This window comes from Cellvibrio mixtus subsp. mixtus J3-8 (genome assembly GCF_000766945.1).
Classification (GTDB): domain Bacteria; phylum Pseudomonadota; class Gammaproteobacteria; order Pseudomonadales; family Cellvibrionaceae; genus Cellvibrio; species Cellvibrio mixtus_A.
Window position 1 is genome coordinate 166,683 of record NZ_ALBT01000058.1, and the last position, 9,856, is coordinate 176,538.

Consider the following 9,856-nt stretch of genomic DNA (forward strand, 5'->3'; position numbering starts at 1 on the left):
ATGCAGGAAAATATAAAAAAAATACTCGTCGTTGGTGGAGGAACCGCAGGTTGGATGACAGCTGCCGCTCTATCGAAAATTATAGACAAACGATTTTGTGCAATTCAATTAATTGAATCAGATGATATTGGCTCAGTCGGTGTGGGTGAGGCGACTATACCTATTATCCAAATGTTCAATAAATTACTGGATTTGGATGAAGATGAGTTTGTACGAAAAACTCAAGGCACATTCAAGCTAGGGATTGAATTTGTCAACTGGACAAATATTGGGCAGAAGTATATTCATGCGTTTGGTGAAGTTGGCAAAGATATGGAAGCTGTGCAGTTTTATCATTACTGGTTGAAAATGGCTCAATTGGGTAAGGCTGAGGATTTGAGGCAATATTCAATTGCTGGTGTTGCTGCCGAACAGGGGAAGTTTATGAGGCCATTTGATGCGGGAAATTCACCTTTATCAAATATCGCCTATGCTTTTCATTTTGATGCCGGTTTATATGCAAGATTCCTTAAGGAGTTTGCTACAACGCGCGGCGTGCAGCGTACGGAAGGTAAAATTGCTGCAACAGATGTTGACTCAAGTACTGGTTTTATAAAATCGGTACGCATGGAATCGGGTGAGACCGTTGAAGCAGATTTTTTTATAGACTGTTCTGGGTTCCGGGGGTTGTTAATAGAAGAAGCCTTACATACTGGATATGAGGATTGGTCTCATTGGTTGCCGTGCGATCGAGCTTGGGCGGTACCCTGTGAAAACACGAGTGACCCTACACCTTACACTCGCTCCACTGCTCATTCTGCTGGTTGGCAATGGCGAATTCCGTTGCAACATCGAGTAGGAAATGGTCACGTATTTTCCAGTAAATTTATGAGTGAAGATGAGGCTCGATCAATTTTATTAAATAATCTTGATGGCAAGCCGTTGGCTGAGCCAAGATTGCTCAAATTTGTTACTGGGAAAAGAAAAAAAATCTGGAATAAAAACTGCCTTGCAATTGGCTTGTCGAGTGGTTTTATGGAGCCTCTTGAATCGACGAGTATTCATCTTATTCAGTCATCGATTGGGCGTTTAATGAGTTTTTTTCCTAACAAATCATTTGATCAAGCTGATATTGATGAATTTAATCGGCAAGCTGATTTCGAAGTGGAAAAAATCAGGGATTTTCTCATTCTGCATTATCATGCTACAGAGAGAAACGACTCTGAATTTTGGAATTATTGTCGAACAATGTCTATTCCACCCGAACTAAAGCAAAAAATTGAACAGTTCCAAAAGAATGGAAGAATTTTTAGAAATAGTAATGAAATGTTCAGTGATTTAAGTTGGCTTGAGGTTATGTATGGTCAAGGAATTCGTCCTAGAGGATACCATCCACTGGTTGATCGTATGCCCGAGGAGGAGATTATGAAGCGACTAGATAGTGTTCGTCGAGTCATTGATAAATCAGTCGATTACATGCCAACGCATGCACAGTTTATCGCCGAAAATTGTAAAGCTGAAAAAGTGTACTGATAATATAGGGGGCACAGCAGCTGCCCCTGGGTTAAATTGATGAGATGCTTGGTGACTATTCAGGAGTCACCTGTGATCAATGTCTCGGTTTTTGTGAGGTAACAAAAAATTATTAGCTTTATTAATTAATATTGATTAAATTTGAATCAGGTTTAATTTTCTGCTTTATTTCTTTATACATGGAGCGTATTCAATGCATCCTTTCCTTGCCGTTCAATTTCGATTCGTTTCCACATATTTAATTTTAATCGCGTTATTTTTTTTTAGTGCTTTTTCGTTGGCGCAAACAGCGCAGCCTCGTTATCCAATTAATAACGATAAAGTTTCATCCAATCCAAAATTTACTGCCATCGCATCCAGCCTTATTCCGGGTGTTACATACAATATTATCGTGTCCGAGCAGCCCAGGGGTGGTGGTGCGGGTATTGATCAATATATTGATTTTTGGATTAAAGAAGGTTTACCTGCAGAAAGCATACTGGATACTAATTTGAATCGTATAGGTTGGGATTCCACCTGGGTTCGAAAAACGAGAAATGGCAATTATGTGGGTGCTGCAACAGTAGTTCCCAACGCGACGCCAGCGTCATTGCCCTATGGAAAAACATATTACTGGCATATCTATGCGAGTAATGTAACCAAGTCAGTTGAAAATACTTTTTCGACACTGGATAACAGACGCATGGTATTTGCCAATTCTCCTGCGAATGGAGCAGTTGTGGATGCTTCAGCTGGGGAGCCCTGTTTTACCTGGAATATATACACTCAGAGCAATTTTGGTTCCTACACCGTAATGGTGTCCACCACGCCTGATTTTCCATCTACTCGTTGGCAATACCAAATAAATTCAGCAGCTACAACCAGTATATGCTGGAATAATGGCTCGGGATGGACACCAAAAGGTTCGACTCCGCCCGCCACACCCGGGCCACTTCAAAATGGCGTTACCTATTATTGGAGAGTGTTAATAACCTATTCAGATGGGGCAATATTGAATAGGGATTTCGTAGGCTCTTCATTTAATTACAGGGCAACTGCAACCAATAGTTCTTCGAAATCAAGTATTGCAACAATTTTTAGCAGTTCAGTGGCTAGCTCATCAAAATTAAGTAGTTCGTCTGCTCAATCAATTAACTTGTCGGGTACAGCATCAAACTTTATCCAGTCTTTGAACCAGACCGCACCGGTTAATCCTGCTGCTGATTCAATGACAGAATCCATCTACAACGGTGCACTTGGTGGCTCACATAGCGTTGGCCCTGATGGCTCATTTAATTATTCCCTTCCACTGTCAATTCCAGTTGGAATCAATGGTGTCCAACCAAAATTGCAACTGAATTATAACTCCAATGCAAAAAATGGATTGCTGGGATGGGGTTGGACCTTGGGTGGGCTTTCCGTTATTGGTCGCTGCAATGCCAGCATGGTTCGCGATGGGTATGTAAGTGGAATACAGGCAGGAGATAATTACAAATATTGCATTGATGGCCAGCGTTTGGTTGAAGTCGCTACCGGTGAGTATCGCACCGAAAGTGAAAGTTTTTTGCGTGTTAAAAAAATGGGGGATTACTGGGAGGTCACCAATAATGTCGGAATCCAAAGCCGCTATGGTTTTAATACGGATAGCAAATTGGAGGATGATCAGAGCCAAACTTATGCGTGGTATCTGGATCAGCAAAAAGATGTCTCCAACAATAGTTGGTCCGTCATTTATAGCAAGTCTTCATCAGGTGGACACCAGTCGCATTATCCGGATTCAATCACCTATACAAGCAACCCTCTTCTGAGTGCTATGCACTCAGTGAAATTTTATTATGAAAACCGTGAAGACATTTCCGTAAAATACGTTGCGGGGATGAAGGTTAAAAATGATAAGCGACTTTCGAAAATCGAATTGAAGTCGTCCTCCGTTACGATTCATACCTATAACCTTGCGTATCAGCAAGCCGGTCAAATGTATCACGGGAAACAATATTCCGATCCGGCAAAAACCAGTCGTTTGGCTAGCGTTAAAAAATGCATTGGTAATTCGTTGACAGATTGTGCAAAGCCTGTGGAATTTGATTGGAATTTGCAAACGGTAGAAAACTACAGGTTTTCATCATCAGGGTTAAATCAGGACGAGGGTTCTTCAACTGTTAAGGTATATTTGGATATCAATGGCGATGGAAGGCTTGAGCCGTATTTCGGTGGTGATTCTACGGAATTGGGAAATATCAAATACAGAAAAGCCGATGTCAATCGCGATGGTTTTGAAGATGTTATTAAAGAAAATAAATTGGTGAGTGGGGTCACTGTCTATTTAAGTAATGGCACATCAATAGAGTCTACCCCTGCCAGCTCATACGGAAAAAGTGTAAGCGATATTTCCTACTCTGCCATTCGTACCTGGTCATCCTACATTAACCAAAGTAATTCACCGCCGGCGACTGACTCGTCTCCAAATGTGTATGCATATGAAACAGAATATGCAGATATTAATGGCGATGGTCTTATCGATTTAATTAGATACCCCTACAGCTGTTATGGCTCAACAGTTTGGTGTAAGTTTGATTCATCTGCAGCTAAAGATATTTCTATTGCATTTAATACTGGAACGGGGTTCGGTGCTTTCATTTCCTGGTATTCCAACTGGGCTGGCCCCAGTCCATTATGCCCGTCTTCCGCTGGTCCGGCTTTCCGTGACTGTCAATTAAATACGTTCAAATTGAATTTTGTTGACATTGATGGCGATGGCACCATTGATTTTTATGCAAATACTGCATATCCAAGATCAAATGGTACTTATGAATTTGTAATTGTTGGCCTGAATAATGGTAAGGATGGTTTCACCATTATCCCGTTGGGAAAATCCATTGCTCTCAATAATTATTTGGGTGATTTCAATGGTGATGGACGAATTGATATTGTGAAAATGCCTTCTTATTCTTCTGACCGGATTAGTGTCAAGGCAGGAATAGGAAAAATGATAGCAGCAGGTGATGAGTTAAAAGGATTTACGAGCTTCTCTATTGCTGAGGCATCAGGTTCCAACAGTGGGAATTGTGCAGGAATTGAGCCCATATCTAACAAGTGTAGATATGATATTTTTGATTTTAACAATGATGGAATGGATGATATCGTTGAAACGAGTACTACAGCAATATTGGCAGAGTGTCGTGATGCAACGCCAGTTCGCGATTCCTGTTGGAACTATGTCCATCGTGTGACGGCGCACACTTCGCGTGTTTATCTCTCCTTGGGGGCAAATGCAGAGGGTAATATAATATTTTCTGCTCCGGTTAATATTAGCGATTTGCCATTGTTGCAATCAGTTGGTGCTGATACTTATACCCGTATGTCCCTTGCCAAAAGGAGAGTTGATGATTTCAATAATGATGGTAACCAGGAAACCGACGCACGGCTGAAAAACAATGTTAAATCCAATCGTATCGAGTCGATAATTGAAGCCTCTGGTCGGATTAATATTGCGTATGACTCATTGCTGTCGCAAAAAATTTATCAATATACTACCGATGCAGCAGCACAGGATTTATCAAGGAACGATAATTCCTATTCTCTTATTTCATCGGCAAAAGTGATTGGTAAGCGTTTTGGTGTAAGAGAAATCCAGGTTTCCAATGGTGCTGGCAGCACCAACAAAAGTGAATACATTTACAAAGGCTCCAAAACCCACGGTTCCGGTTATGGTGACTTGGGCTTTGCGCAAGTAGAGGTATTGGATACCGTTGCTGGTAAAACGCCAATAAAAACGATTACGCGTTATTATCAATCGGCGGATACCCAATACAAACTGGCAGGGCGAGTGAGGCAACAACTTGTTTACACCAGTAATTCTTCGGGCGCGTTATTGCAAAAATTATCGGATACCCGCAACCAATGGAAAGTGCGCATTTATAGTGATGATATAGATACTGCTTTCAAGAGCCCGCATTATTTTTCGTACCTCTATAAATCCAGTTCACAGCAATGGGATTTGGACGGAACCAAAATCGCAAATTCGCAAACCCAGAATCAGGCAAGTGCTACGGCGTCTTGTGATGAGCTGGTAGAAAGTCCTTCTATAGTGGTAACCAATGCAGGCAGCGCTGCGGATAATGATTATTCCGCTGATGGTGTTTTACTGTTCAGCCAAACCGCCATGTGCGATCAATCCGGATCGTCGGCTTCCGTGCAAATCAATGCATTGGAAAATCTGGATGTCACCAGCAAAGGCAATGCGCGGGCATTGGTTCAAAAACGCAAGGCCTATGCCTGGGTTGGTTCTGCTGTTGCCTCGGCAACAAAATCAGCCTATGACGTTCGCACGCAATCGTTTGCCTATAACTCGCTCGGCCAATTGGAAACTAAAACCATAGAGCCGGAATTGGCGTCCCCCAATAATTTCAAGGTAACGTCGACTTACCTCTATAACGGATTTGGTTCTGTCAGGAAAATTACTGAAGCCTGGGACGATGCCGCAAATGATGGTCTGGATATCACAACCCGTGAAACTAACATCATTGAAACATTTGATTCTTCAGGTGCGCGCCAGGTAGAAACCACCAAACCACTCGGGCTGAAGGAAACTACAAAATTCCACCCGGTTTTTGGTGTCCCAACCAGCGAAATCGATGTAAATGGTTTGGAAACCAAACGTTTCTACGATGCTCAGGGACGCCCTTCATCAATTGTGTATGCCGATGCGACCAATACACAAATTGATTATCGCCAGTGTAATTCCTGCTCCGGTTTTCATTCTGCTGCTGTGTGGTATAAGCAGGTAAAAACAACCGGTAGTTCCGCGGTTCGTACGTATTACGATGGATTTAATCGTGAAATAGGGGGGCGCACCAAAGGCCTGAACGGGCTGGATACCTACACGGTGCAAACCTATAACAGCCGCGGTGGTATTTATCAGGTCTCTGCACCTTTCTTTAGTGGTGGAGTGCAGCAAACCACAACGCGCAATTACGATGACCTGGGGCGAATCAGCACAATAAATTTCCCTGATAATTCGAGCGAAATTTATACTTACAATGGTTTGCGCCATGCGACGACCAATCGCCTGAATCAAACGCAGAACCGTTACCTCAATGCGGCTGGCTGGGTGATACGCTCGGTAGATAACGCCAACACACCCATCGATTTCACTTACTGGCCCTGGGGGGATTTAAAAACCTCGCAAGTCAATAATGATCCGAAAACACTGGTAAACGTTGTATACGATAAGCTGGGTCGCAAAACGGAAATGACCGATCCCAATACCGGTAAAACAAGTTATACCTATAACTCATTGGGATTAATGGCAACGCAAACCGATGCAAAAAACCAGCGTACCTGTTTTGGTTATGATGCATTGGAGCGGCAAACCAAGCGTATCGACAATGCCAGCAGCAGTTGTTCGGGCACAACGCAAAGCTGGAGTTACGATACCAAAACCTATGGTAAAGGCCAGTTGGCAAGTCTGAATGGTATTAATACCGATGGCTCAGGTTATTCCGAGCAATATTCCTACACGAACATGGGATTGCCGCAAGCCACAACATACAGTTACGGCGGTAACAGCTACACCATCACCTCCAGCTACGATAGTTTTAGTCGTCCGTTAGCAACCACATATCCCACGGGCTACGTCGTTGCCAATCGCTATAACAGCTACGGTCATATGAGTGAAATTATTGACTCGGCGAATACCCGGGTGTGGAAAGCCAATGATGCGGATGCGCAAGGCAACCTCAAGCAATTTACGTTGGGTAACGACGTTGTAACCAATCAGACGTTTGATCCCTTCTATAACCGTATCGAAACAATTCAGGCCGTAAAAGGTAATCTGGTTATTCAGGATCAGCGTTACAAGTTTGATGCTATTGGTAATTTAAAATCGCGTGAAGATCGCAAAAATACCCTCACACAAAGCCTGTGCTACGACGGACTTAACCGTTTAAAAGCCGCGCGTTTTACTGGCTGTAGCAGTGCCAATAATGATTTCACTTATGACTCGTTGGGAAACCTTGCTACGAAGGAAGGAATGACCGGGACGCTGGGTTATGGCACCAATGGTAGTAATGTGGCTGGTCCGCATGCAGTGACATCGGCGAATGGCTGGAGTTACAAATACGATGCTATCGGCAATCTGGAAACGGCGACCAAATCCGGGCAGCTAACGCGTACGGTCCAGTACAGTCCGTTCAATAAACCCGTCAGCATCACACAAGGCAGCAAATTTTCAACCATTGTTTACGGCCCCAATCAGGATCGGATTAAACACAGTGACAGCAATGGACGCGTGACCAACTATGTTGGTGGTATTTATGAGGAAGTCACCAAAGATGGCGTCACACAAAAAATTCACTACGTCGGAGATGTTGCATTATTTATTAGCAAGGGTAGCAACACCAACGCCACCTACAGTTATGAATATCAGCATCGCGATCACATCGGCAGTCTTGTTGCACTGAGTAAAGGTGCGGTTAACTCTGCATCGGATGTGCAATGGCAAGCGAATGGCACCTGGGGTGAGCGTCGTTACCAGCAATGGAATGGCCCGCTGGATAATTTATTAATTCCAGCATCCACTGCGCGTGGTTTTACTGATCACGAGCATCTGGATTCAGTGGGATTAATCCACATGAATGGCCGTGTGTATGATCCGGAATTGGGTCGCTTCCTGAGTGCAGATCCGTTTGTGCAGGCGCCGTATAATTCGCAGAGTTATAATCGTTATTCGTATGTGTTCAATAATCCGCTGAGTTTTACGGATCCGAGCGGGTATGAATGTTTCCAACAAGATTATTTTGTTAATGGACAAAAACAGGGATCAGACTGGATTTCTTCCAATGGAACATTGTGTGGTCAGGATGCGATAGTCTTTGGTCAAGATTGGAAAATCCAGCAGGAGCGGCAAAATCAGAGCTGGGAATATGTCATTCAGAATTTCCAAGCTTCATATTGGCCACAAAGTTTCCAATCTAACGGTTATGCGACTGGTCTTGCTATACCGATTGAGGGAAATGCTTTTGCGGGGGCAGGGTGTGGAATCGCCGGAATATGTCTTGGTGATTCGGTAGAAGATTCTGCGGATCTTGCAGCGGCTGAGAAGGTTGTTGGTAAGCATGCGATGACAGCGGCTACCGTTATAGGAATGATTGTTGGGCCGGCGAAGGCTAAGAGTTTAGCTAGAATCGCAAACCCAGTTCCTAAAACTCTGGCAAGGGTAGTGCCTGGAAATATAGATCCAAAAACACTTGGTACAACCCCTGATGTATTCGTAACTGATGCAAAAGTTTTGAAAGGTTTAAATGCAAATCAGATTGCAGAGAAATTAACCATACCTCAAAGCTTGTCAGGATTTAAAATTATTGAATTTTCAAGTAAAGGTATTTCAGGTATAGCATCACCGATTAATAGAACAAATCCTGGATTTATTGGTGGAGGAAAAACTGCGGGAGGCGCGCCGGAATTTGTTATGCCCAATGGGCCAATACCTGTTGGATCAACGTGGAGAGTTATGCAATGATTGAAAAACTAAAGAATACAGAAAACTTTCTTGAGGGGGCTTGGGTTCTTGAAAACGGAAAAATTGTAGAGGATTCTGTTTCTAAAAGAATACAACTTTTAATTACTGCTTTTTTAAAGAAGGTCGCAGTTTCAGACGATGGTTGGGATACGCTTTATATCGATACTGATGACAGTCGATATTGGGAGCTTACTTATCCAGAGAGCAATTTACAGGGAGGTGGTGCACCTGCGTTGAAAAATATCGCATATGATGAAGCAGAAAAAAAATACAGCTTATAGTTGATTTTATTAAATAAATTTCGTTATTAAATGCTGCTCTGGTAGCGGCATTTGATTTGGTTTATTTAATTTCTTCGGCTACCTACATCAAACACAGTGACAGCAATGACCGTGTCACCCGCTACGTGGGTGATTTCGCCCTCTACATCCAGACCGGTGGTGCAACGCCCACTAGCAAACACGAGTATGTGCATCGCGACCACATTGGTTCTATTGTGGTGATCAGTAAATCCACCGTCAGTGCGGCCACTGATATTAGCTGGCAAGCCAACGGCGCCTGAGGCGAACGTCGTTACCAGCAATGGAACGGCCCGCTCGACAGCAGCCTGATCCTCACCTCAACGGCGCGTGGTTTTACTGATCACGAGCATCTGGATGCAGTGGGATTACTCCACATGAATGGCCGTGTGTATGATCCGGAATTGGGCCGCTTCCTGAGTGCTGATCCGTTTGTGCAGGCGCCGTATAATTCGCAGAGTTATAATCGTTATTCGTATGTGTTTAATAACCCGCTGAGTTTTACGGATCCGAGCGGGTATTCCTGTGAATCTTCCAATGTGAAGAT

The 9,856-nt window shown here is 43.4% G+C and carries 5 protein-coding genes; all 5 read left to right on the forward strand.

Translation table 11 applies throughout. The features are described 5' to 3' along the window. Complete coding sequence (locus tag A596_RS03510; protein ID WP_039912690.1) at nucleotides 1–1,512, forward strand: tryptophan halogenase family protein; 1,512 nt, start codon at nucleotides 1–3, stop codon at nucleotides 1,510–1,512. 193 nt (nucleotides 1,513–1,705) lie between these two features. Then, nucleotides 1,706–9,010, forward strand: coding sequence for a polymorphic toxin type 10 domain-containing protein (locus A596_RS03515; RefSeq protein ID WP_039912691.1), 7,305 nt, complete (start codon nucleotides 1,706–1,708; stop codon nucleotides 9,008–9,010). Next, nucleotides 9,007–9,291 carry an Imm27 family immunity protein gene (locus tag A596_RS03520; RefSeq protein WP_052417196.1) on the forward strand — a complete coding sequence of 95 codons (285 nt, stop codon included), beginning with the start codon at nucleotides 9,007–9,009 and terminating at the stop codon, nucleotides 9,289–9,291. The genes A596_RS03515 and A596_RS03520 overlap by 4 nt, the downstream gene beginning before the upstream one ends. A 56-nt stretch (nucleotides 9,292–9,347) precedes the next feature. Continuing rightward, the gene (locus A596_RS03525) at nucleotides 9,348–9,572 is read left to right on the forward strand and encodes a hypothetical protein (protein WP_039912692.1); all 225 of its coding nucleotides are present in this window, start codon (nucleotides 9,348–9,350) and stop codon (nucleotides 9,570–9,572) included. A 48-nt stretch (nucleotides 9,573–9,620) separates the two neighbouring features. Then, nucleotides 9,621–9,856, forward strand: a 236-nt coding sequence (locus A596_RS23830; protein WP_412130142.1) for an RHS repeat-associated core domain-containing protein, incomplete at its 3' end; no start/stop codon positions are given.

What these genes read in the sequence shown, in the direction of transcription:
- A596_RS03510 (WP_039912690.1), top strand. Translation starts at nt 1, where the DNA reads ATGCAGGAAAATATAAAAAAAATACTCGTCGTTGGTGGAGGAACCGCA.
- A596_RS03515 (WP_039912691.1), top strand. Translation starts at nt 1,706, where the DNA reads ATGCATCCTTTCCTTGCCGTTCAATTTCGATTCGTTTCCACATATTTA.
- A596_RS03520 (WP_052417196.1), top strand. Translation starts at nt 9,007, where the DNA reads ATGATTGAAAAACTAAAGAATACAGAAAACTTTCTTGAGGGGGCTTGG.